The organism is Dethiosulfatibacter aminovorans DSM 17477 (assembly GCF_900142005.1).
Taxonomy (GTDB): domain Bacteria; phylum Bacillota; class Clostridia; order Tissierellales; family Dethiosulfatibacteraceae; genus Dethiosulfatibacter; species Dethiosulfatibacter aminovorans.
This window is the reverse complement of sequence record NZ_FQZL01000010.1, coordinates 88,127-111,042: the sequence shown is the minus strand read 5'-3', so window position 1 is coordinate 111,042 and position 22,916 is coordinate 88,127. Positions and strand designations below refer to the sequence as shown.

The following is a 22,916-nucleotide window of genomic DNA, read 5'->3' as shown; positions in this document are numbered from 1 at the left end:
AACCGCAACAAAAATACTAATTAATACTCCAACCCCATTTTCAACATATCCCAATAACATTCTATCACTAATTGTGAATCTCCACAATAGCAAATCAAAAATTGCATATGGCTATTATCCCCAGGACAAGCTCCCCCACAACTCTAAATTTCGAGGACATAAAACAAGCTGGTATTTTCCTAAAAGGGTCTATTTATAATTGTTCTTGTCTTCAATTCAATACCCTAAATTCTTATTTCTGCACTGTCACATGAATCTCTTGCTGACAGTAGTTACAGTTCATTCTGTAAGTGATGTTGTTCTTCGTTACATTGATATCCTTAGCCAGGCAGACACCAGGTTCAGGTATCTCAACTACATAGACTCCGTTCATATATATGCGCTGTTTGGTCTCCTGACGCCATTTGATTTCTTCTCCGCAGCAGGTGCAGATAGTTTTGTTTAATAAATGTACCATATTTTTCCCATCCTTTTTTAAGATATCCCGCTCCTTAACACTTCTTGCAAAGTACCGGATCATCATTCCCTGTTAGGTCTGTTATTTTTATAGAGTTAAGACTGTTTTGCCTGTAACCATCTTTGAAGAGGTTAAATTCAATCAGTCTTAACTCTATTTCCCCTGATACACCTTCAACATATCAATAAACTTATGCTCAAGAGAATTATAAGCACTACATATTCATTTATCAATAGCAGTTGTCTATTCTGTTACTTTCTCTGCCTATTCTGCATACTTGCTTGCTTTTTCCAAATAAGCTGTAAATCTCTTAGATGCATCAATAAGAATTGTCAAGGAAATATCTTCGCTATTGAAAACTGTATGAAAAACTAAGAGTGTTGCAATTCGAAAACTACAGAATTGAAGGTATTATCATACATGTATGATATGGTCCCATTTTTTTCTTTCAGAATTTCCTTAAGCTTATCAAGACCAAGCCCCCTGTTTTTGCCCTTTTTTCTCGAATACCCCGGTTCAAAGAACTTGTGGAATTCCTTCAGACTCACAAATTCCGATGGATTTTCAACCTTCAGCTTATTGTTCTTTCCATCGAATTCCATTTCAATGTTCACTTTCTTGTCATCTGCTTTCCCTTCAACAGCCTCTATCGCATTGTCAATCAATATCCCATACATCTCCACAATCTTGTAATCCGAATAAACCGATTCGAAGTAATTGTTTCTTATTTTAAACTTCAAATCCACTCCCTTTTCCTTGGCAGATATATATTTACTGTAAAGAAGGGCTATCAAAACGTCATTGTTCAGGTTAAGCAATTCAACCCAGATATTTTCATTTTCAATTTCCTTCACATATGATTCTACAACTTCTTTTTTGTCTCCCTTTAGACTGTCCCTCAAAGTTTTCATCACATTTACCTGTGAATTATAGTCATGCTGCTTCTTTCTGACTTCCCTCATAACATTCTTGATTATTGGAATATAAGTATCGTAAAACTGCACTTTTTCATGCAGTGCAGTTTCCGCAATACCCTCCTTCACCAGGAACATGTTCGTAATCAATGCCATCACATACAATAGAAACACCTCTGTCCCCATTTCCAAGAAATCCTGCGGGGCTGAAAACAATGACATGGACAAACCATATTGTATGACATAGAGATTGAACACAACCACACTAAACACAATATTTTTCCTATAAAGATATACGAATATCTTGGAAAAAGACATGTATTTACTCATTAGATATACCAGCAACAAGCCTAGTGTCTGAGCGAACAGTCCATATTCAAAACTCATAGCAAAATTCTTGAATATCAAGCTTAATAACAGCATCACAATTGCTTGTACGACGAAAAGCACAACGGATATGAAAAGGAACAAGATTGTTTTGTATATCCTGTTAAGATCCTCGAATTTCGATACATACAACATAAATGCTGCAAAGAAAATAATAGTAGCTCCTATATGAGACACTGGTTGGTTGATGGCTAAAACACTGTTTAATGCAATAGTCACTGATCCTCCCACAATATATAGTATTTTTCTTTTGCCCGACGTTTTGTACTCCGTCAACATTCCATGTATAAAAACTGCCATCATGGACATATCAAACAGAGATATTACAAATATTTCGCTTCCCGACATTATCCCAATCCTCCTATAACTTTTGAATAATTTCTGCCATAGGGCACTTGCTGGTCGTAATCAGACAATTCAATCATTCTGTTTGACTTGTCAATTTTTGTTATGTAATTCTTGTTGATTACTATTGACTGATGGACCTGGACGAAATCCTTTGGGAGATCCTCAATAACCTTCATCATAGGCATGCACTTGTACCTTATTCTCTCGTTTTTAGTCTGCACATAAATCCTTCTGTTAAGATACTCCACAAATATAATGTCCTTAATGGGGACCTTGTAAATCGAATTATTGTAATTCAACTCAAGACACCTGTTGTTCCAAGCATTATACCGTTCATCTTCATAATTTATATAATCTATGAGAAGCTTCTTCATGACACGTTCAAGATTGCTTCCATCATCAAAATTCTTTACCACAAATTCATAACACTGTGTATTCCTGTATGCTTCCAGTTCCATCATCACGACGGATGTTATGAATACTATCTTTGTAAACTCATATTTTTTTATTCCCCTCAAATTTTCAGCAAGCTTCATTCCGTCTCCATCAAAGAGATTTATATCGATAAAGAAAACATCTATCTCTTCTCTCATTGCAATTTCGTAAGCTTCTTTGGACGAGCCAGTACTAAAAATCTTCAGCCTTGAGTTCATCTTTGCTGCAATCTTGATTATCTATTCTCTCTCATCAGGATTATCTTCAATTATCAAAATCTTCCTCATGACATTCCTCCCTGTATTCTTCAAATTGTGTCCGGATGCAACTAAGTTGTATCACGATTTATGAATATACTGAATCATCAGTTACATAGAATTTCAACTATTCATTGAAAATAACACAAAACCCCGCTCATCTCTGAACAGGGTCAATAAACCACCATAAAAAATAATAATTAATACATCAACCCCATTTTCAGCATATCCCAAGAATCATTGTATCACTAATTGTTTGCAAGGACAATAACAAATCAAAAATTGCGAATAGTTTCACCACCTCAATACAACGGTAACTTGTTTCTTAACTTTTTTTAATTTTCAAAGATGAAATTCATAGTCTTTGATTATTCCTGAATTCTTGGTTTTCAACACTTTCAGCTTCAACTTGCGTTTTGTAATAAACTATGTTACGCTAAACCGCACCATCCAAAAAATCTCAAAAAAAGGAACCTGATTTAGGCTCCTTTAATCTCATTTGGTTGAACTTGTTTCACTTACTGATGAAGCTCTGAATATACCCTAATATAGTTAAGTATGTCGGTTCTTGAAATAATCCCTATAAGTTTTCCGTCTTCAATAACCACCATTCTTCCTATCTTGTTGCTGAAAAGTTTCTTCATTGCAGATATTACCGTTGCGTCGGGAGCAGCTACAAGGTCATCCCTCAGCAGTTCAGTTATTGCTCCAACGGACGTCTGGTTCCACATTTCACGCTCTATCTTCTTTACACTGTCGATTGTAACAAGACCCAGTACGCTTTCATTCCTCACTACAGGAAAACATACATACTTGTATCTGTAGAAATAGTTCTCAACCAAGTCCTCCACCGAGGTAAAATCCTTCACAACGACCAGGTCTCTGGTCATGAATTCCCTGACATGAATTTTAGTGAAGAGATCGTTCATCATCATGTTCTGATAGCTGGACTGTGAAAGTTGCTTGATAAACCATCCTATGAATACAAACCACAATCCGTTGATTACATTGCCCGACAATGCCCAGTAAAGTCCAATGAATATCAGAAAATATCCGAACATGTCTCCCATGGATGATGCAACTTTTGTTGCGAACTGAAGGCTGCCCTTATAGTACCAGAGTATTGCCCGTAGTACCCTTCCTCCATCGAGAGGAAATGCCGGTACAAGGTTAAATATTGCAAGTATGAGATTGACTCCACCTACATATGAAAATGGCACTGTATATATTTCAGTAATACCAAGAAACAGCAATAGGTTTGACAAAAGTGTGAACAAAGCAAATAGAAGCAGGCTCATGGCGGGTCCTGCTATGGCAATCTTCATCTCCTTCACAGGGTCATTGGGCTCCTCTTCAATTTGTGCCAGACCTCCGAATATGAAAAGCGTTATGCTGCTTACATTTATTCCAAGATGTATGGAAACTATAGAATGGGACAGTTCATGAAGGAGGATTGATACAAACATCAAAAGGGCTATGGATATGCCAAGACTCCAATATATGACAGGATTCATGCCCGGATAGAGAGTTGGGAAATAGCTGCTTGCCATCATAAAAGTAACCAGAGAAAATATCACTATCCAACTGATATTGATTTCAATTCTAATACCCCTGATCTTTCCGAGAGACATTGATCCTTTCATAATATCCTCCTTACAGTTGGCAGCGCAACCGGCTTCAGAACCAATTGCGCCGCCACTCTGCTGTCATTACATATTATGCATGCATATCTCAACACATATGCCTCTGCACACATGTAATTTTATTGATTTTCCTCATACAAATCCTTCAACACATTGGTCATAACCTTGTATCCCTTGTGTCTAGGATGGAGGTATGCATCTTTAGTTTCAAGGCTATAGTCATAGTTTACCAGGCTCTTTGGATTTCTGTACCCATCAAAAGCGGTATATACGTCTACGACGTAATATAAACGACCATATATCAGTGATATCTCCCCATCTTTAAGAGCTGTATTTATATCTGGTATAAATAATTCAGCAAAATTATGAAGCTCTTCATCATAGACAAATGGATTATAGAAATTATTTACATAAATCTGTGCAGTAGGATTTGTGGTTTTGATTGCTGATATTATGTCAGTAAAATTGCTGAACATTTGCGGTACAATATTAGTTTCTATATAATATGCTATTGCGTTAAAATCTTCTTCTGAATATTCTATCTCTGGATCGAATTGCTCTATATAATCAAGAACGTCATTTCCCCCTATACTGATAGTAATTACATTAGAACTAATTACAGCATTAAAAGTTGCATAAAAATCCGGATCCAACGGATTAGTTAAATCCATAACCAAAGCACCGCTCGTTGTTCCATCTGAAGCAAAATTGTTATACACAACCTTATCGTTATACACCTTATCCTTGTATAGCTTCCTCAGGTATTCATTGAACATGTCCGTGTAGCTGTCGCCATTTGCACTTCCCGTTCCTGCTGCTATTGAGTCCCCCAAAGCAGTATACACTATTCCCTCTTCATGGTTTGCAAAAGCATTGACAGGTAAAGCGAGCATTGTGATTATGATTAGTATTATGACGAGTCTTGTTTTCTTCATCTTAAACCTCCTTGTAAACAAAAAACCGACCTTAATAAAAGGTCGGTTACACTATTAACTCACCAGAGGGAAAGTGTCCAAATACTCCGTCTGGTTCAACGTTCCCGATTCAAGCTGCTGCTTATGTTTTATTCTATGTTCATTATACCATAAATATATAGACATTTGTTGAATCTCATCTTACTTTTTTGAGTGAAATTTCCGAATATCATTTATCCTATCCTGTTTGCCTTTCCTCCAACATATACACCTGTCAGCTTTCCTTCAGCATCCTTTGCAAGCTCCACCCTTATCTCTGATGGACTGTCCATGCAGTATCCCTGTTCGAATACATATCTGCCTTCGTCTCCAATATTGCCACGCTTATCAAGATAGCAGGCAAGGGCACAGTTGGATGTACCAGTGGCTGATTCTTCATCTATGCCGTATAGGGGTGCAAAGTTCCTTGTGTGTGCCGTGGCGTCTCCATATGTATCCAGTGCAAAGGCATGAATACCCACCACATCGTATTTCCTGCTTATCTCGGAGATCATTTCAAAGTCGGGCTTAAGATTCAAGAGGGTATCCAGACTGCTTACAGGCAGCATTATATCCTTAAGTCCTGTAGATACAATCTGAACGTCAGAATCTCCAAGATATTCTCCATCTCCATTGCTGAAACAATCGCTGACATCCTCCTTTGGAATCACCTCATGGAATTCAGGCAAGGTCTGTTCCATATACACGCTGTCTTCATAGATCTTCAGCTTGAGGATTCCCGCCTTGGTCTCCTGGGTGTACTGGCCTGGTTCAATAAGCCCTTCATCCCTCATCAGGTTGAAGGTCGCTATAGTGGCATGTCCGCAAAGGTCCACTTCTTCTGTCGGTGTGAAGAATCTCACCTTGAAGTTTGCAACATGGGACTTCATAACAAATGCAGTTTCAGAATATCCAACTTCAGCCGCTATCTCCTTCATCCTCTCCTCTGTGAGGCTGTCGGCCTCAAATACCACGCCTGCAGGATTTCCTCCCTTTTCAGTTGCCGTAAAGGCACTCATTCTGTATACCGTTTCATTCATATGATCACCTTCTCACCCATTATATTCTTCTTGAGACAATTCTCTATTCCTCAAAAGACTGTTTTCATGAATTTTTCCTTACAAATTTATCCTTACCCTTCTGTATGTCTTCAGCCATCAATAGGTTCATTTCCTTATCATCGGCCTTCATGTCATAAACTCTTACACTTTGAACCCTTGCAATATTATCCACAAGCTGTTTCACCATGAGTCCATTCTTCAATATCACTATGTCAATGGTCTCTATGTCGCATATAGCTTCCATCAGTTCTCGTCTGCTGTCTACATCAAGTACATATCCTTTCTCCTCGAATATTTTTACAGCCAGATCGAACAGGTCCCTTTCTGAATACTCTTCAAACTCAACCATTACCGGAAATCTATATCCCAAAGTCGGATATTTTGCCATCAAGTCCTTAAGTCCCTTTTTTTCACCTTCTATTACCATCATCAACCTGTTCTTGTTCATATCTATAAACTTGATCAAATTGACAATCAAGGAGTCGAAGTTTCTGTCCTGTAGAAGAAGGTCTGCTCTGTGCAGGAAGATCACCTTGCCAATGCCCTTGTTCAATAAATCCTCCAGGTTTTTCCCTTCTTCTACATGGCTCCTTATTTCATTCACATGTATTTCATAAGGCGTCTTCGCCTTTACCGCACCTAAACTAAACATCATGTCTGACAGTGTATCAAGTATTATACCCTTTCCTGTTCCTGCATTTCCTGAGAATATGAAGTTTCTGTATTTGTTGATGTCGGAATCAAGATTGAATCTTTTCCTTTTCTCATTAATTACAAACAGCTTGTATTGTTCTCTCAAGAAAGCCTTGGCATTTTCCTTGCCGGAAATACTTTCAAGTCTGCTTTCAAGATCGAAGCTGTTGTCCTTTGCCGAAGAAGCCAGCTTCACTACATCTGTTGAATTGATCCTGTTCATCTCGTAGGCGCTTGTTGCTTCGTCAGCAATCCTTCCACTTTGAATGCGAATGAGATTTTCCACCTGATTCCTTACCATCCTGGCATTTCCAGCCTGGACATCTCCGCTTTCGTAAATGTCAACAAAGCTCCTTCCAAGCTCTTTCACGGCATTGTCAGTAAGATTGAATCCCTTTGATTCAAGGAGTCTCACTGCAATTGACATCAGCTCGTCAGGATTGTAGTCCTCGAAATTTGTCCACAGAGGAAATCTTGACCTCAAGCCTATGTTTACATCAAAGAAATCCTCCATCTCTTCGCTGTATCCGGCCAGTATCACAATTACATCCTTTGAATAGTCCTCTATCAGTTTCAACAAAGTCTCTATGGCTTCCCTGCCCAAAGAATCCGATGCCAAGGTATATGCTTCATCTATGAATAGAATGCCACCGATCGCCTTCATGAATGTTTTTTCTGTTTTTGTAGGAGTTTCACCTGGCTTTTCAGAAACAAAATTTGACCTGTCAGTCTCTACGAGCTGTCCGCCCTTTAAAAAACCCATACTGTTGAGCATTTCAGCCACAAGTCTTGCTATACTGGTCTTTCCCGTTCCCGGATTTCCTGCAAAGACCATGTTGAGATTTTGTTCTATTTCCGTTTCAACTCCGACGGATTTTCTCTTTTCCTGGGCTTTCAACAGCCTGTACTGAGCTCTTAAAAGTCCTTTTACCTCTTCAAGTCCTATAATATTCTCAAGTCTCTTTTCAAGGTCGAACTTCACCTTTGCGTTAAAGTTGAAATTTGACCTGTATAGAACATCTATCTGTCGTCCGGGGTCCATGAGATATTTTTTTGAAGCATCCATTATGGCATTCTCTATGATATTCCTCACAAACCTGGCATTTCCAAGACCTTCCTTTTCTATCAGCTGGTTTCTGGTGAAAAGGTCTATCAGATCGTTTCTGACATCCTCTGCTATATGGTATCCCTTGCCTTCTGCAGTCACAACTGCAATGTCGTACATTTCCTCAGGAGTATAATCCCTGAAATGGACTATATTCTGGAACCTGGATTTCAGCCCCTGATTCATACCAAAGAGGTCTTCCATTTCATTTTCATAACCGGCCAGTATTACTACAAGATTACCCCTGTTGTTTTCTATGGCTGTCAGCAAAGCATCCACTATCTCCTGGCCTGACTTGTCATCTTCGCCCTTGAATAGGGAATATGCCTCGTCTATGAAAAGTACGCCTCCGAGTGAATTCTCAATTATCCGGTTTGTAGCATCAAGAACCTTGGAAGGGTCACCAGTGGAAAAATCCGACTTGCTCACTTCAAGGAATACATTCCTTGACAGCAACCCCAGTGAATTGAAATAGTCAAAGGCTATCCTTGCTGCATTGGTCTTCCCAACACCTGCATTTCCAAGAAACACCATGTTAAGCGACATGGTTGCAGTTTCCATACCAAGTCTTTCCCTGATTTTCTGCACCTTGAAGTTGTTTTCAATATTTGCCATGTGCTCCTTGAAGTCCTTCATGCCTACCAGTGCATCAAGCCTGTATTTCACTTCCTCCAGGGATGGTAATACATAATCCTTCAACGTGAAAATACTGTCGTTGATTTTTGCATATATCTTGTCATCTTCTACATAAAGCAGTATTCTGCCGCTGCCTTCCATCCCCCTGCTTTCCAATATGTTCTTAAGAGGATTTCCAATCTTGTATCTCACATAGTCCATAAAGGTGAAATTTTCATCTTCATTAAACTTATTGATATGATACACTATTCCGCATAACTCTTCGTTGTCTTCACTATCCTTGTTTCTGAAGGTTATTTCTACATTGTATTCAAGCTCCAGCTCATTAAACACCTTAGTCATGACTTTCCTGATAAGAGCTGTCTTTTCTTCTCCTGTAAGATTTCTTGTATAAAGCACCTTGTCCCTGTTTAAGATGTTATTGTCTGCGAAGTCGCTGCCGTCACCATTCATCTTCCTGTTGTACACAAACATGATATGCTTGTTCCCGCTTTCAATTGAATCTACTGCATCATCTTCAGAAGATTCTACAAATATCTTGTTCTTCATTTTATATGACGATGGGAGCTTGATTTTTTCACCGGGGTTGATTGTTGATATAAGGTCAATCATTTCCTTGGATGCCTTGTCAAGGTTGGAAAACAGCACCCCGTCGGAATCGTTGTTGAGCTTTTCATTCAAGTCAGTCAAAAATGCATTATAGCCGAAGTTGAAGTCGTAGGAACCAAGGTCTATTTCATCAATGGTTCCATTTTTAAATATCCCTTTTGTCCCCAGTTCTTTGAATATAAACCTGAGACTCATTTTTTTGAATGTATTGGCGTCTCCAATGACCATAAGAACGCCCTTTCTGTCCTTTGAGCTCTTCTTTTTGAAGTATTTGCATAGTTCACTGAAATACTCGTCCTGCCCTATGAATTCCATCTTTAATATCTTCTCTATTTCATTAAATATTTCTTCAATAATTTCAGGTTTCATTTGATACACATCCTTTCCGATTAGTAATGTATAAAAGTATACCATAAATTTCTTGCTTGAACAAAACAAAACAGACATCCCGTCTTGGTACATTCCTGAATTTCATAAATGTACCCGACGGGATGCCTGCTATTGTATTTATATAAAACAGTTTAACTGTACTGCACAATTAAATAGATATTCCTATATTATTTAACGCCCATCCATCCTGAAATTACCATCATTTGAACTTCCGATGTTCCTTCATATATTTCAGTTATTTTTGCATCACGCATCATTCTTTCTATAGGATAGTCGCTTGTGAATCCGTATCCGCCAAACAGCTGCAGGCAACGTCTTGTTACATCACTGGCATTTCCAGAAGCAACCAGTTTAGCCATTGCAGCCAGGTGCGAGAATCTTTCTCCATCATCCACTGCCCTTGCCGCCTGATATACAAGAAGCTTTGCAGCTTCCGTGTTTGCACGCATCTTGGCGAGTTCGAATTGTGTGTTTTGGAATTTCGATAGAGTACGTCCGAACTGAACTCTTTCAGTAACATATTTTACAGTTTCTTCTATTGCACCTTCTGCAATACCGAGAGCCTGAGCAGCAACACCAATACGTCCTCCGTCAAGAGTCGCCATTGCAAGGCCAAATCCCTTGCCTTCTTTTCCAAGAAGATTTTCCTTTGGAACCCTACAGTCATCAAATACAAGTTCACACGTAGCAGATGCACGAATTCCCATCTTTACTTCATGAGTTCCTATAGAGAAACCTGGAGTGTCCTTCTCAACTATGAATGCCGACATTCCCTTTGTTCCCATGCTCTTGTCTGTCATTGCAAGTATTACATATACGTCTGCATAGCCTGCATTTGTAATGAATATCTTGCTTCCGTTCAATACATAGTGGTCTCCGTCAAGTACAGCTGTAGTCTTTGCCATAGAAGCGTCAGTTCCTGCAGATGGCTCTGTCAGTGCAAAGGCTCCTAGCATTTCACCTGAAGCAAGTGGCTTTAGATATTTTTCCTTCTGTTCATCCGTACCATATTGGTAAATTGGCATTGCGCAAAGACTTGTATGCACTGAAACGATTATTCCAGTTGATCCACAGCACTTTGATAATTCTTCAACACACTGCACATAGCTTAAGTTATCCATTCCTGCTCCACCAAGCTCTTCTGGAAATGGAATTCCAAACAAGCCCATTTCAGCCATTTTCTCTATATTTTCTGATGGGAAACGCATTGTTTCATCAATTTCCTTTGCAATGGGTTTTACCTCGTTCACTGCAAAATCACGATACATTTCCTGTAATTGTTGGTGCTCTTCACTCATTTTAAAATCCATTTTATATACCTACCTCATTTTTTATATTGTATTCCAGTTATTCCTAGGGACTTAGAATTAGTTGCAGTCGCCCAATATTTCACATACCTTGCCTGGATTCATGATTGAATTCGGATCAAACACTTTCTTGATGCCTCTCATCAGGTTCATGTTTATTTCTCCGACACTGTCCACAAGATAGCTGATCTTTCCACTTCCTATTCCATGTTCTCCTGAAACAAGACCGCCGCATCTTACTGCCTCCGGATAGATTACATCAAAGAACTTCTCTACTCTTTCCTTGAATTCATCTTCTTCCAGATCATTGCTGCACTGGTATATGTGAAGGTTTCCATCTCCAGCATGTCCAAAACTCTTGATAATCAGTCCATGCTCTTCACCGGCTTTGTTCACAAATTCAAGGTAAGAAGCTATCTTGTTAACTGGAACTACAACATCACACTCATCCAGCAATTCCGTTTCAGCCATGATTGCCTCAAGGAAGCTGGACCGAGCCGCCCATGCATCTTTCATCTTGGCTGGCGTATCGGCTACAAGAACATCGATTGCTCCTTCTTCCAGAGCTACCTCGGCAGCCTGCTCAATAAGGTTGTTAAGCTCGTCTTCACTGCTTGCATCTACAGTTACAAGCAAGTAAGCATTTGCTGTGATTCCTTCAAGTTCCTGTGGGAATACACTTTTTCCTATATATCTTTCACTGGCGAGAACAATTTCCCTTTCCATGAATTCCAGTGCCTGCGGATCTATATTTGCCATCTTGATCTTTGGAACAGTGGATATGCAGTCATGCAAATTTTCATAAGGAATAATCAGGCTGGCAATTTCCTTTGGAGCCGGCATGACCTTCAAAGTGAGTTCCGTAATGACTCCAAGTGTACCTTCTGCTCCAACCATCAAATCTATAAGGCTGTAGCCTGAACTCGTTTTTGATACAGTTGCACCGAAGTTGGTTATTTCTCCTGAAGGAAGAACTACAGTCATCGCCCGTACGTAATCACGCGTAGCTCCATACTTTACTGCTCTCATTCCACCTGCATTTGTAGAAACATTTCCACCTAGATGTGCAAACTTTTCACCGGGATCGGGAGCATACAACAACCCTTGTTTTGCACAATCCTCTGCAAGATCATTCAAGGATACACCCGGTTGTACATGAACTACAAAATTTTCCAAATCATAGGAAAGTATTTTATTCATCTTTGAAAGGTCAATCAGGACACCACCTAAAAGGGGAACTGCTCCACCAACAAGACCGGATCCCGATCCTCTTGGAGTTACGGGGATCTTGTTTTCATTACATATTTTCATTACTGCAGCAACTTCCTCTGTAGTAGTTGCCATGAATACTACTTCCGGAGCCGCCTTTCCATAAATAGGCATTTCATCATGTGAATAATCTTCGTTTATATCATCACCTGTCAAAATATGTCCAGGCGCCGCTTCCTGTAATTTAGCGATCAATTCTTCTGTTAATTTATTGTACTCAGCCATCATTTTCATTCCTTTCTAATTTTTATATTTTTTATGCTTTTGCTTTCTTCATTTCCTCAATCATAACCGGAAGTATGTCAGTCACATTACCAACAATACTCAGGTTGGCACTTTCAAAAATTGGAGCATCTTCATCTTTGTTGATTGCCACAATATAGTTTGACCCCATCATTCCTGATGTATGCTGGGCTGCCCCTGAAATACCGCATGCAATGTAAAGCTTTGGTGCTACAATCTTTCCTGACTGTCCGACCTGGTGTGCACGGGAAATCCATCCGTCTTCAATTGGAGGTCTTGTTGCTCCAACTACACCGCCTAGTACACTGGCCAGTTCCTTAACAAGTTCAAAGTTTTCTGCACTTCCCATTCCACGTCCACCGGAAACGATAATCTCTGCTTCTTCCAGATTTACGGATTCAGTGATTTCCTTTACCGTATCGACTATTTTCGCCTTAACGGCATCGTCAGCTATTTCAATTTTCTTCTCTGTTACACCTGCATTTGAAGTATCTTCCGGCTTTTCAAAGCTTCCGTTTCTTACTGTAATTACAGCTGTACCTTCTACTTCTATGTTTTCCAGGATTGATCCATTGTAGGCAGGTCTTGTATATATTACTTTTCCATCAGCTTTGCTTATTCCTGTCACATCGCTTACACATCCCAGATCCTGTCTTGCAGCTATACGTGGTGCAATGTCTTTAGCCAATGCCGTATTGGCTAACAGTACAACATCCGGATCGTTTTCTTTTACAGTTTCCGACAGTACCGCTGTCAGGGTATCACAATCAGTAGCAGTATCTACAAAAATAACTGGTATTCCCAAATCAGCTACTGCATCTGCCGCAGCCCTATCACCTGCTACAAGAGCAGTTCCGTCTGCATCAAGTGCTTTTACAGCATTTATCAATTCAAGGCTTCCACCCAGTACTTTTTCTCCATTCGATTCAATAAACAATAATGCTTTCATACTCTCTTTCCTCCTTAATTAGATTGCCTTATCTTTTTTCATTTGCTCCATGGCAGCGCTTACTGCCAATGCAACATCTTTCTCTTGAATTTTGATACCAGCCTCTCTCTTGGGAGGTTCAACATATTCAACACAACGCACCTTTGCTTCTTTTATCTCTCCGATTTCAGCTGCCGAATAAGTCGGGATAACCGCCTTACGGCTTTTCATCTTGGTTTTTATAGTAGGATAACGAGGATCATATGCCGGTTTGCTTACTGTCACTACAGCAGGAGATTCCAGAGTCACTATATTGTAGCCTTCGTCAGTTTCCTGATGAACTTCCAATATGTCATCTTTTGAATTCACTTCAATGGCTCTGCTTATGAAACCTTTTCCCATCCGCTCTGCAAGCATAGCTCCCACCTGTCCGGTGATTTCATCTGTGGATTCCATTCCACACATGATCAGATCAAATTGCTTGTCATTGTCTTTTTCGATTTTACTGATGGCATCTGCCAAAACATCAGCTGTTCCAATAGCATCCAAATCTGCATATATATCATCTTTCGCAAAATATGCCTCATTTGCTCCTACAGATAGACAGTTTTTCAATGTGTTTGTTGAATCTTCTGCTCCAACATTCAACACGCTGACATTTCCTCCATTGGCTTCCATGAAACGAACCGCCATCTCCAATGCATAGGTATCGAATGCATTTGCTACCGGACTGACTCCGTTCAAATTAGGTTGTTTTACCTTGTCATCCAAACGAATCTCAACTGAATCATCTGGAACCTGCTTTACACATATAAGAATCTGCATAATTTTCCTCTCCTTTAGATTTTCATTTGTTGCTCTTTTTCACTCTACTGTTTTATATTGTATTACTCTTTTTGCTTTGTCCCACTTCCCGATCATGGGTGCTATGGTGCGACCAATTCTTGTTACATTTATTGTAATCAATCAGTGTTATTTTTGCAAGAACGCACTTTTTTGTGTTATAGTGTCTTTTTGGAAACTATAAAAAAGCTGCCTCAAACGAGACAGCTTTTTTGTTGATTCCAGGATTTATTTCAGCCTGTTGATATTTATTTTACACCCATCCATCCGGAAATTACCATCATTTGAACTTCTGATGTTCCTTCATAGATTTCTGTTATCTTTGCATCTCTCATCATTCTTTCGATAGGATAATCACTTGTGAATCCATATCCACCAAACAGCTGCAGGCAACGTCTTGTTACGTCACTGGCATTGTTTGAAGCAACAAGCTTGGCCATGGCAGCAAGGTGCGAGTATCTTTCTCCATCATCAACTGCACATGCAGCCTGATATACCAACAATTTCGCAGCTTCCGTATTTGCACGCATCTTGGCAAGTTCGAATTGTGTGTTCTGGAATTTTGAAAGAGTACGTCCGAATTGAACTCTTTCAGTTACATATTTTACAGTTTCTTCTATTGCACCTTCTGCAATACCAAGAGCCTGAGCAGCGACACCGATACGTCCTCCGTCAAGAGTTGACATTGCAAGACCAAATCCCTTGCCTTCCACTCCAAGAAGATTTTCCTTTGGAACTCTGCAATCATCAAATACCAATTCACATGTAGCAGATGCACGGATTCCCATCTTGACTTCATGAGCTCCTATAGAGAAACCTGGAGTGTCCTTCTCAACTATGAATGCCGACATACCCTTAGTTCCCATGCTCTTGTCTGTCATTGCAAGAATAACATATACGTCTGCATGTCCTGCATTGGTAATGAATATCTTGCTTCCGTTCAATACATAGTGGTCTCCATCCAATACTGCTGTCGTCTTTGCCATAGAAGCATCAGTTCCTGCAGAAGGCTCTGTCAATGCAAAGGCTCCCAGCATTTCACCTGAAGCAAGTGGCTTTAGATATTTTTCCTTCTGCTCATCAGTGCCATATTTGTATATTGGCATTGCACAAAGACTTGTATGCACTGAAACAATTATTCCAGTTGATGCGCAACATTTTGATAATTCCTCCACACATTGTACATAGCTTAAGTTATCCATTCCTGCTCCACCAAGTTCTTCAGGAAATGGAATTCCAAACAAGCCCATTTCAGCCATTTTCTCTACGTTTTCTGACGGGAAACGCATTGTTTCGTCAATTTCCTTAGCTATCGGTTTTACTTCATTCACTGCAAAATCACGATACATTTCCTGCAACTGTTGATGCTCTTCACTCATTTTAAAATCCATATTAATTACCTTCCTTTTTTTATTATATTTTATTTACATTCAAAATCCAACATTTCGCATACTTTGCCCGGATTCATTATTGAATTCGGATCAAACACTTTCTTGATGCCTCTCATCAGGTTCATGTTTATTTCTCCGACACTGTCCACAAGATAGCTGATCTTTCCACTGCCTATTCCATGTTCTCCTGAAACAAGACCACCGCATCTTACTGCCTCCGGATAGATTACATCGAAGAACTTCTCGACTCTTGCCTTGAATTCCTCTTCTTCCAGATCATTGCTGCACTGGTATATGTGAAGGTTTCCATCTCCTGCATGTCCGAAACTCCTGATAGTAAGTCCATGCTCCTCGCCGGCTTTATTCACAAATTCAAGATAAGGGGCAATCCTGTTAACAGGAACTACCACATCACATTCATCCAGCAATTCCGTTTCAGCCATTATTGCCTCAAGGAAGCTGGAACGAGCCGCCCATGCATCTCTCATCTTTGCAGGTGTATCGGCTACAAGAACGTCAATTGCACCTTCCTCCAATACCACTTCGGCAGCCTGCTCAATGAGGTTGTTAAGCTCATCTTCGCTGCTTGCATCTACAGTGACAAGCAGGTAAGCATTTGCTTCTATTCCTTCAAGTTCATGAGGGAATACATTTTTTCCTATATACCTTTCACTGGCAAGAACAATCTCTTTCTCCATGAACTCCAGTGCCTGGGGATCTATGTTTGCCATCTTGATCTTTGGAACAGCAGACATACAATCAGCCAAATTTTCAAATGGAATAATCAGGCTGGCAATTTCCTTAGGTGCCGGTATAACCTTCAAAGTCAGCTCAGTAATTACGCCAAGTGTACCTTCTGCTCCTACCATCAAATCTATAAGGCTGTAACCTGAACTTGTTTTTGATACTGTAGCTCCGAATTTAGTTATTTCGCCTGTAGGAAGGACCACAGTCATTGCTTGTACGTAATCACGCGTTGCTCCATACTTGACTGCTCTCATTCCACCTGCATTGGTAGAAACATTTCCACCTAGATGTGCAAACTTTTCACCTGGATCCGGTGCATACAGCAACCCTTTTTTTGCACAATCCTCCGCAAGATCATTCAATGATACGCCCGGTTGTACATGAACAACAAAATTTTCCAAATCATAGGAAAGTATTTTATTCATCTTTGAAAGGTCAATCAGGACACCACCCAGAAGCGGCACCGCTCCACCTACAAGACCTGATCCTGAGCCTCTTGGGGTTACAGGTATTCTGTTTTCATTGCATATTTTCACTACTGCAGCTATTTCCTCTGTAGAATGTGCCATGAATACAACTTCCGGCGCCGCCTTTCCGTAGATAGGCATTTCATCGTGCGAATAATCTTCATTGATATCTTCACCTGTTAGAATATGTCCCGGAGCTGCCTCCTGCAATTTCAAAATCAATTCTTCTGTCAATTTATTGTATTCAGCCATATTAATCCTCCTTCTCGAATTTATTATATATCAGCGGTTAACGCGGCAAAGCTGCCTTATTGCCTATTGTGCTTTTGCTTTCTTCATTTCTTCAATCATAAGAGGAAGAATCTCTGTTACATTTCCGACAATGCTAAGGTTTGCAATTTCAAAAATCGGAGCATCTTCATCCTTGTTGATCGCCACAATATAGCTTGAACCCATCATTCCTGACGTATGTTGCGCTGCCCCTGAAATACCGCATGCTATATACAGTTTTGGCGCCACAATCTTTCCTGACTGCCCAACCTGGTGTGCACGGGAAATCCATCCGTCTTCAATTGGTGGTCTTGTTGCTCCAACTACGCCGCCTAGTACGCTTGCAAGTTCTTTGACAAGTTCAAAGTTTTCTGCGCTACCCATTCCACGTCCACCTGAAACGATAATCTCTGCTTCTTCCAGATTGACGGATTCAGTGATTTCCTTTACAGTATCAACTATTTTTGCCTTGACCGCATCAGCAGGTATTTCAATTTTCTTCTCAGTGACACCTGCATTCGAAGCAGCTTCCGGCTTTGAGAAACTTCCATTCCTTACTGTAACTACTGCTGTACCCTCTACTTCAATATTTTCGAGAATTGTACCATTATAGGCTGGTCTGGTGTATATGACTTTGTCATCGGATTTACTCATTCCTGTCACGTCACTTACACATCCCAGATTCTGTCTTGCCGCTATACGTGGTGCAATGTCTTTAGACAATGCTGTATTGGCCAAAAGAACAAGGTCGGGATTTTCTTCCTTGACAGTTTCTGACAATACTGCTGTCAAAGTGTCACAATCTGTAGCTGACTCTATGTAAATAACGGGAATTCCCAACTCAGCTACTGTATCTGCAGCAGCCCTGTTGCCTGCTACAAGAGCCGTTCCTTCTGCATCCAGTGCTTTTGCCGCACTTATCAATTCAAGGCTTCCGCCTAAAGCTTTTTCTCCATCCGTTTCAATAAACAATAATGCTTTCATACTCTCGTTCCTCCTCAATTAGATTGCCTTGTCATTTTTCATTTGTTCCATGGCAGCGCTTACTGCCAACACGGCATCTTTCTCTTGAATCTTGATGCCTGCTTCTCTCTTAGGAGGTTCTATATACTCAACGCAACGCACCTTTGCCTGTTTCACCTCTCCGATTTCCGCTGCCGAATAAGTCGGAATGACAGCCTTACGGCTTTTCATCTTGGTCTTGATAGTAGGATAACGAGGATCATAATTCGGCTTGCTTACTGTCACTACAGCTGGGGATTCGAGAGTCACTATATTGTACCCTTCATCAGTTTCCTGATGAACTTCCAGCATATCGTCCTTTGAATTAACTTCAATGGCTCTGCTTATGAAACCTTTTCCCATCTTCTCTGCAAGCATTGCTCCCACCTGTCCAGTGATTTCATCTGTGGATTCCATTCCACACATGATCAAATCAAATTGCTTGTCATTGTCTTTTTCAATCTTACTGATGGCATTTGCCAAAACATCAGCTGTTCCAATAGCATCCAAATCTGCATATAGATCATCTTTTACAAAATATGCCTCATTGGCTCCCACAGAAAGACAATTCTTCAATGTATTTGTTGAATCATCCGAACCTACATTCAACACAGTTACATTTCCTTCATTGGCTTCCACAAAACGAACCGCCATCTCCAGTGCATAGGTATCAAATGCATTTGCTACCAAACTCACTCCATTCAAATTAGGTTTTTTTGCCTTGTCATCCAAACGAATCTCAACTGAATCATCCGGAACCTGTTTTACACATATAAGAATCTGCATAATTTTCCTCTCCTTTAAATTTTCATTTTGTTGCTTTTTTACATTGCATAGTTCTGCTTCATTTGTTCTGTATTTCATTTTTGGGTACTATGGTACGACCAATAATCTATATAGCCCTTATACTTGCAGTGTCTTGGAATTCTTTTGTTTTGGGTACTATGGTACGACCAATCCTAATATTATTATAGCACACATTTATACTCATGAAAAGGATTGTTTGTTTTTTAACACTTTCAAATGCGTGCCCATTCTTATTTCTGACGCTCTTCCATGGTTTTATTAACTGTTTCCAGATGAGCTCTCATAAACTTGACAGCCTTCCTTGAATCACCTTCAGATATTGAATCAACTAAATTCTGATGTTCATTCAACAGCTTTTCCCTGCTCGTATAATCCACCAATATCATTCCCCTGGCGCTTTCAATAAAGGTTTCCATTAAAGTGGATATTGTATTTAGAAGCATCATTATAAGATAGTTCCCTGTTATTTCTGATATTTTGTAATGGAGCTGCAGATCCGCACTGCTGCTTTCTTCCTCACTGGTGGCCTCTCGAAGTTTTTGCATGATTGCATTGAGCTCTTTAACATCCTCTTCACGACCTTCATTTTTAACCCTTTTAGCCGCAAGGGCTGCTGCCTCAACTTCTATTACCATCCTGAGTTCAAGAATGTCTCTGGGATCGCCCTGGTTCAGCATAAACATTACGGACAAGGGCTCGAAAAAATTACTTCTGATATTTCCTCCAATGAAGTTTCCCTCACCCTGTCTGCTTTCTACCAGACCAACCATTTCAAGAGACCTCAATGCTTCTCTTATGGATGTCCTGCTTACTCCAAGCTGCTCTGCCAGATCTCGTTCCGTTGGAAGCTTGTCTCCATTTTTCAATTCTCCGTTCATTACCATAACCTGAATTTGTTCAACTACATGCTGATATACTTTTTTGCTTTTCACCTGTTTAAACATATTACACTCCTACAAATCTATATAATAAAAATTCATAATCCATTATAACCCCATTATTTCGTTAATAAAATAACATATACGGATTACTTCATACAAATCATATTATATTATAATATAGGTATATTTAAAAGTAATATTTAAAATTAACGATAGAATTACAGAATGCTTCTTCAAAATTGCAAAATGTTTCTGCCAAAGAAGCAAAAGAGCCACCTCAATTGAGACAGCCCTTTCTTCATTTATTAATCAATGGCTATATTAAATCCAAAGAACCAGGAGTTGGCAATCCAAGCATTTTCATCCCCGAGCATACCTGTAGTTATTGCCGTGTCAGTCACTATTATGGATTTATACAGCCTTTTGATATCAGTATAAGTTTTACGCTTGAGTCTGAAGCATTTCGCTGAAACTGTTGATTCTTGTTCTGACCTGCTCGAAAGATGTTGACTCCTGGTCTATTTCAATCATAATATTGTTGATTGAAGCATCCTGAAGCTGCTGATAGTAGATTGGATAGTCAAATTCCTCAGGGTCACAGAACTTCATCATGCATACTATTACTGCATCCGCACTGTTTTCCTTCACCATGTCTATAAGCATCTGTCCTCTTGGCTTCTCAACATTTGTAGCAAGTGAACATCCGTCAAAATCCTGCCACCATTTTGCAAGTCTGAGAAGAGGATCGTCTCCTGCAGGTACATCTATTCTGAACTGCTTTGATTCCTGTGCAAGATCATCGGCTGCTACAGCTATATCGAATTCCTTGAATATTTCAAGAAGCTCGTCAGGCTCTGCTGTAATACCTGTCAATACAACTTTCTTTCCAGTCCATTCCTTCTTCTCGAGCTTGTTGATCTCTTGGTTCAACTCTTTTATCAATGCAGTATGCTCAGATTTCTCCATGAAGTATCTTGATTTTATTACATTATGCCTTTTTACAGGGTCAATTACATCAGGGTAATCTGCTGCAGTCTTAACAAATTCTCTCATTGCACTTCTGTTCTCGTTGTAAACTTCTATGCTTTTTTCAATTGCTTCTTCTGTTATTTCAACACCCAGGATATTTTCAAGCTTGCTCTTTATTATCTTGAATTCCTCAACAAGGAACCTGTTTGCTCCTTTAATCTTCCTGTTTTGAGGATGGGTAAATACTATTGTAGGTGAAGTTCCCTTCCATTTCTGGCTTATGCATTTCAAGGTATCACATGGCACAGAAATCAATACGGCTTTCAAATCATCATATGCACCCTCTATCTGCATTTCCATAATAGACTGCATGATTGAGCATGCAAATGGAGGCAGATATGTTCTTGCTTTCTTTATGCTCTTTTGTCCACCCCAAATTCCTACAGGAAGATATCCTGATGCGTGTATTAGTTCTTCCGGAGCATATACAGGCATTACACCCACTGCTCCTTTTCCTGTCTTTTTAGTAAAATCCTCTACGGCCTTTGCAGGATTTTTTGAGATTTCTGTCAATTCATTTATAATAGCATCTATTCTATTCATTATTTTGCCTCCAAATTCTCATTCATCATTTCGTCAAGCGCCTGTATCCTTGTGTCAAACTGTGCAGGTGCAAAGTTTCTAGGATCTGTCTGGTCTCCGTCAAAACTTACATATGGAAGTCCATTTTCTTCCTGAAGCATCTCAGCGGTCTCATAGTTCAACAAACTCATAAGCTTACAACTTCTATTCTGATGATAGAGGATTCCGTCACATTTTCCATTTGATATTACATCACCAAGAACCTTTACCTTGTTGTCAAGACATGTGTTTATATATATTCTTGTATATGCTTCAGCCATTGAACTCATGTCTCCAGGCGTATATTCAAGGTTCCACAATCCAGGGTATGCAGATCCTGTCATCAAGCTTCCTTGATTCTTAAGACCTTTGAATGTATGTCCAAGATATGGCCACACTGCAATACCTTCCCATGTGATACGTGTTTTCTCATTACCCTTGAATGCATATATTTCATTCTTAAGATTCTCTTCCAATTCATCTGCAAACTTCTTGAATGTTTTTTCAGAATAATCAAGACTTCTTGCACAAACTATCAGCGCCATGAAGCTAAACAGGTCAAACCCGTTAAGAGGTGATGGCTTGTGGGAAGCAAGAGCTGCAAGCCTGTTCCACTGTGCTACAGACCTTTGCGTCTGCTTCTGTACTTCCAGGAACTTATCGTAATCGAATTTCTTTCCTGTAGTTTCTTCAAGTATCCTTATTGCCTCTTCAAACTGGTCTGCAATATAGTCCTTTGAATATTGAGGTATTGGCATAGTGTGATTGAATGGAACATCGATCACTATACAAGGTATGTCAAGCTCAACTGCTATGTTTTCATACCATTTCAAAAGTGTATTGCAAATATTATTGCAGGTAATTACTATATCAGGCAGAGGAATATCTGCTGCAGGCGAGTTTGCAAGTTTTTCAGGGGTAACTCCCGTACGCGCCTTTTCCATCAAAAGTTCCATATATCCAAGGTTAACCCTTGCATATGAACAAGTATCAATATTGTATCCTTTCTTGTCCGCAACCTCAAGCATGTCTGGTGCACCTTTTCTTGCTCCTATTCCAGCCGCATGTGTTTCTGGATAAACCATTGCTATATCCATTGTTACACAAAATTCCGGTGGTGCAACAGATGCTGACCAGCAAACGAGCTTTCCTTCTTTTTTTGCCTGTCTTGCTTCTTCATCCAGTTTACTCTGGTAGTAACCAAGGAGTTCCTTTGCATTCATATCCTTTATGTCTTTAATATCACTCATATCTTACCTCACTTTATTGTTTTTCTGCGATTT

General features: G+C 39.7%; 18 protein-coding genes and 1 riboswitch. All 18 genes read right to left on the bottom strand.

What is annotated here, in order from left to right; translation table 11 throughout:
- Positions 1–232 precede the first annotated feature (232 nt).
- Complete coding sequence (locus BUB05_RS08565) at positions 233–457, bottom strand: hypothetical protein (protein ID WP_139257968.1); 225 nt, start codon at positions 455–457, stop codon at positions 233–235.
- Positions 458–828: 371 nt separating this feature from the next.
- The gene (locus BUB05_RS08560; protein ID WP_073049187.1) at positions 829–2,106 is read right to left on the bottom strand and encodes a sensor histidine kinase; all 1,278 of its coding nucleotides are present in this window, start codon (positions 2,104–2,106) and stop codon (positions 829–831) included.
- On the bottom strand, positions 2,106–2,759 hold the full coding sequence (locus BUB05_RS08555; protein ID WP_073049186.1) for a LytR/AlgR family response regulator transcription factor: 654 nt from the start codon (positions 2,757–2,759) through the stop codon (positions 2,106–2,108). The genes BUB05_RS08560 and BUB05_RS08555 overlap by 1 nt, the downstream gene beginning before the upstream one ends.
- A gap of 557 nt (positions 2,760–3,316) precedes the next feature.
- Entirely contained in the window at positions 3,317–4,441 is a 1,125-nt protein-coding gene (locus BUB05_RS08550; RefSeq protein WP_073049185.1) for a site-2 protease family protein, read from the bottom strand.
- Between the two features lie 119 nt (positions 4,442–4,560).
- Complete coding sequence (locus BUB05_RS08545; protein ID WP_073049184.1) at positions 4,561–5,376, bottom strand: GDSL-type esterase/lipase family protein; 816 nt, start codon at positions 5,374–5,376, stop codon at positions 4,561–4,563.
- Positions 5,377–5,407: 31 nt separating this feature from the next.
- Positions 5,408–5,491: riboswitch (cyclic di-GMP riboswitch) on the bottom strand.
- Positions 5,492–5,588: 97 nt separating this feature from the next.
- Positions 5,589–6,434, bottom strand: a complete 846-nt coding sequence (locus BUB05_RS08540) for a PhzF family phenazine biosynthesis protein (protein ID WP_073049183.1) — start codon at positions 6,432–6,434, stop codon at positions 5,589–5,591.
- Between the two features lie 64 nt (positions 6,435–6,498).
- The gene (locus tag BUB05_RS08535) at positions 6,499–9,867 is read right to left on the bottom strand and encodes an AAA family ATPase (RefSeq protein WP_073049182.1); all 3,369 of its coding nucleotides are present in this window, start codon (positions 9,865–9,867) and stop codon (positions 6,499–6,501) included.
- A 188-nt stretch (positions 9,868–10,055) separates the two neighbouring features.
- The gene (locus BUB05_RS08530; RefSeq protein ID WP_073049181.1) at positions 10,056–11,198 is read right to left on the bottom strand and encodes an acyl-CoA dehydrogenase; all 1,143 of its coding nucleotides are present in this window, start codon (positions 11,196–11,198) and stop codon (positions 10,056–10,058) included.
- A gap of 57 nt (positions 11,199–11,255) precedes the next feature.
- A complete protein-coding gene (locus BUB05_RS08525) occupies positions 11,256–12,689 on the bottom strand; it encodes an FAD-binding oxidoreductase (RefSeq protein WP_073049197.1) in 1,434 nt (477 codons plus the stop codon).
- Between the two features lie 31 nt (positions 12,690–12,720).
- Positions 12,721–13,656 carry an electron transfer flavoprotein subunit alpha/FixB family protein gene (locus BUB05_RS08520; RefSeq protein WP_073049180.1) on the bottom strand — a complete coding sequence of 312 codons (936 nt, stop codon included), beginning with the start codon at positions 13,654–13,656 and terminating at the stop codon, positions 12,721–12,723.
- An 18-nt stretch (positions 13,657–13,674) separates the two neighbouring features.
- Entirely contained in the window at positions 13,675–14,460 is a 786-nt protein-coding gene (locus tag BUB05_RS08515; protein WP_073049179.1) for an electron transfer flavoprotein subunit beta/FixA family protein, read from the bottom strand.
- Between the two features lie 266 nt (positions 14,461–14,726).
- Positions 14,727–15,869 carry an acyl-CoA dehydrogenase gene (locus BUB05_RS08510; RefSeq protein ID WP_073049178.1) on the bottom strand — a complete coding sequence of 381 codons (1,143 nt, stop codon included), beginning with the start codon at positions 15,867–15,869 and terminating at the stop codon, positions 14,727–14,729.
- A gap of 29 nt (positions 15,870–15,898) precedes the next feature.
- Entirely contained in the window at positions 15,899–17,335 is a 1,437-nt protein-coding gene (locus tag BUB05_RS08505; protein ID WP_073049177.1) for an FAD-binding oxidoreductase, read from the bottom strand.
- 63 nt (positions 17,336–17,398) lie between these two features.
- A complete protein-coding gene (locus BUB05_RS08500) occupies positions 17,399–18,337 on the bottom strand; it encodes an electron transfer flavoprotein subunit alpha/FixB family protein (RefSeq protein WP_073049176.1) in 939 nt (312 codons plus the stop codon).
- Positions 18,338–18,355: 18 nt separating this feature from the next.
- On the bottom strand, positions 18,356–19,141 hold the full coding sequence (locus BUB05_RS08495) for an electron transfer flavoprotein subunit beta/FixA family protein (protein ID WP_073049175.1): 786 nt from the start codon (positions 19,139–19,141) through the stop codon (positions 18,356–18,358).
- A 251-nt stretch (positions 19,142–19,392) separates the two neighbouring features.
- Entirely contained in the window at positions 19,393–20,106 is a 714-nt protein-coding gene (locus BUB05_RS08490; RefSeq protein WP_073049174.1) for a FadR/GntR family transcriptional regulator, read from the bottom strand.
- A gap of 378 nt (positions 20,107–20,484) precedes the next feature.
- The gene (locus BUB05_RS08485; RefSeq protein WP_073049173.1) at positions 20,485–21,615 is read right to left on the bottom strand and encodes a 2-hydroxyacyl-CoA dehydratase subunit D; all 1,131 of its coding nucleotides are present in this window, start codon (positions 21,613–21,615) and stop codon (positions 20,485–20,487) included.
- Positions 21,615–22,883, bottom strand: coding sequence for a 2-hydroxyacyl-CoA dehydratase subunit D (locus BUB05_RS08480; protein WP_073049172.1), 1,269 nt, complete (start codon positions 22,881–22,883; stop codon positions 21,615–21,617). Before BUB05_RS08480 ends, BUB05_RS08485 begins: the two co-directional genes overlap by 1 nt.
- Between the last annotated feature and the right edge of the window lie 33 nt (positions 22,884–22,916).

Coding starts and splice junctions, on each gene's coding strand:
- BUB05_RS08535 (WP_073049182.1), bottom strand. CDS start 9,867: ATGAAACCTGAAATTATTGAAGAAATATTTAATGAAATAGAGAAGATA.
- BUB05_RS08555 (WP_073049186.1), bottom strand. CDS start 2,759: ATGAACTCAAGGCTGAAGATTTTTAGTACTGGCTCGTCCAAAGAAGCT.
- BUB05_RS08560 (WP_073049187.1), bottom strand. CDS start 2,106: ATGTCGGGAAGCGAAATATTTGTAATATCTCTGTTTGATATGTCCATG.
- BUB05_RS08530 (WP_073049181.1), bottom strand. CDS start 11,198: ATGGATTTTAAAATGAGTGAAGAGCACCAACAATTACAGGAAATGTAT.
- BUB05_RS08480 (WP_073049172.1), bottom strand. CDS start 22,883: ATGAGTGATATTAAAGACATAAAGGATATGAATGCAAAGGAACTCCTT.
- BUB05_RS08525 (WP_073049197.1), bottom strand. CDS start 12,689: ATGGCTGAGTACAATAAATTAACAGAAGAATTGATCGCTAAATTACAG.
- BUB05_RS08565 (WP_139257968.1), bottom strand. CDS start 457: ATGGTACATTTATTAAACAAAACTATCTGCACCTGCTGCGGAGAAGAA.
- BUB05_RS08520 (WP_073049180.1), bottom strand. CDS start 13,656: ATGAAAGCATTATTGTTTATTGAATCGAATGGAGAAAAAGTACTGGGT.
- BUB05_RS08515 (WP_073049179.1), bottom strand. CDS start 14,460: ATGCAGATTCTTATATGTGTAAAGCAGGTTCCAGATGATTCAGTTGAG.
- BUB05_RS08540 (WP_073049183.1), bottom strand. CDS start 6,434: ATGAATGAAACGGTATACAGAATGAGTGCCTTTACGGCAACTGAAAAG.
- BUB05_RS08505 (WP_073049177.1), bottom strand. CDS start 17,335: ATGGCTGAATACAATAAATTGACAGAAGAATTGATTTTGAAATTGCAG.
- BUB05_RS08490 (WP_073049174.1), bottom strand. CDS start 20,106: ATGTTTAAACAGGTGAAAAGCAAAAAAGTATATCAGCATGTAGTTGAA.
- BUB05_RS08485 (WP_073049173.1), bottom strand. CDS start 21,615: ATGAATAGAATAGATGCTATTATAAATGAATTGACAGAAATCTCAAAA.
- BUB05_RS08550 (WP_073049185.1), bottom strand. CDS start 4,441: ATGAAAGGATCAATGTCTCTCGGAAAGATCAGGGGTATTAGAATTGAA.
- BUB05_RS08500 (WP_073049176.1), bottom strand. CDS start 18,337: ATGAAAGCATTATTGTTTATTGAAACGGATGGAGAAAAAGCTTTAGGC.
- BUB05_RS08545 (WP_073049184.1), bottom strand. CDS start 5,376: ATGAAGAAAACAAGACTCGTCATAATACTAATCATAATCACAATGCTC.
- BUB05_RS08495 (WP_073049175.1), bottom strand. CDS start 19,141: ATGCAGATTCTTATATGTGTAAAACAGGTTCCGGATGATTCAGTTGAG.
- BUB05_RS08510 (WP_073049178.1), bottom strand. CDS start 15,869: ATGGATTTTAAAATGAGTGAAGAGCATCAACAGTTGCAGGAAATGTAT.